The sequence below is a fragment of the uncultured Amaricoccus sp. genome, from assembly GCF_937858865.1.
GTDB lineage: Bacteria > Pseudomonadota > Alphaproteobacteria > Rhodobacterales > Rhodobacteraceae > Amaricoccus.
Genome location: NZ_CALLYO010000412.1, coordinates 1 through 1,377, shown reverse-complemented (window position 1 = coordinate 1,377; position 1,377 = coordinate 1). Strand labels below are relative to the sequence as shown.

General features: G+C 73.5%; 1 protein-coding gene. It reads right to left on the bottom strand.

All coding sequences use genetic code 11. From position 1 onward, the window contains the following. Nucleotides 1–110: 110 nt before the first annotated feature. Nucleotides 111–1,377: class I tRNA ligase family protein (locus Q0112_RS12105; protein ID WP_297975676.1), on the bottom strand; the 1,267-nt coding region annotated here is incomplete at its 5' end.

Genomic DNA, 1,377 nt, shown 5'->3' with positions numbered 1-1,377 from the left:
AGGTCGCGCCCTCCCCATCCGTCCCGCCCGAGGCCCTGCCTCGGGCATCGCCCGCCGGGTCGGGCGCTGCCCTTTTCGTCCTGGAACGGCGGACGGGGCGAGGAGCCGGGTCAGCCGAGGGCGGCGTCGCAGCGGGCGCAGACGCCCGGGTGGGCGTGGGTGCCGACGTCGGGGAGGATCTTCCAGCAGCGGGCGCACTTCTCGCCCCCGGCGAGGGCCGGGACGGCGGCGACGCCGGGGGCGTCCTCGAGCGCGAAGGCGCCGGCCGGGGCCGGGCCGGCGTCGAGCGTCACCGCCGAGGTGATGCAGACGTCGGCGAAGTCGACCGAGGCGAGGACCTCGCGCAGGCCGGCGTCGGCGACATGCACCACCGGGGCGGCCTCGAGGCTGGCGCCGATCCGCTTCTCGCGCCGCTCGATCTCGAGCGCGCCGGTGACGACGCGGCGGACGCGGCGGATCTCCTCCCAGCGCGCGGCGAGGCGGGCGTCGTGCCAGTCGCGCGGGGTGGCGGGGAAGTCCTCGAGGTGCACCGAGCTCTCCTCGCCCGGGAAGCGGGTCAGCCAAACCTCCTCCATCGTGAAGGGCAGCAGCGGCGCGAGCCAGGTGACGAGCCGCTGGAAGAGCGCGTCGAGCACGCTGCGGGCGGCGCGCCGGGTCGGGCTCGCCGCCGCGTCGCAGTAGAGCGCGTCCTTGCGGATGTCGAAGTAGAAGGCCGAGAGGTCGACGGTCGCGAACTGGAAGAGCGACTGGAAGACCCGCTGGAAGTCGTAGGCGGCGTAGCCCCGCGCCACCTCCTCGTCGAGCTCGGTCAGCCGGTGCAGCACCCAGCGCTCGAGCTCGGGCATCGCCTCGGGCCCGACCCGCTCCGCCGGGTCGAAGCCGTCGAGCGCCCCGAGCAGGAAGCGCAGCGTGTTGCGCAGGCGCCGGTAGCCGTCGGCGGTGCCCTTCAGGATCTCCGGGCCGATGCGCTGGTCGACGGTATAGTCGGTCTGCGCCACCCAGAGCCGCAGGATGTCGGCGCCGTACTGCCTGACCACGTCCTGCGGCGCGGTGGTGTTGCCGAGCGACTTCGACATCTTCATGCCCTGCTCGTCGAGCGTGAAGCCGTGCGTCACCACCGCGTCGTAGGGGGCTCGCCCGCGCGTCCCGCAGGATTGCAGCATCGAGGAGTGGAACCAGCCGCGGTGCTGGTCGGTACCCTCGAGGTAGACGCTCGCCGGCCAGATGCCGTCCGGCCGGTCGCGGAGCGCGAAGGCGTGGGTGGAGCCTGAGTCGAACCAGACGTCGAGGATGTCGGTGACCTTCTCCCAGTCCGCGTGCGGGTGGTCGTTGGCGAGGAAGCGGGCCTTGGCGCCTTCCTCGAACCAGGCGTCGGCG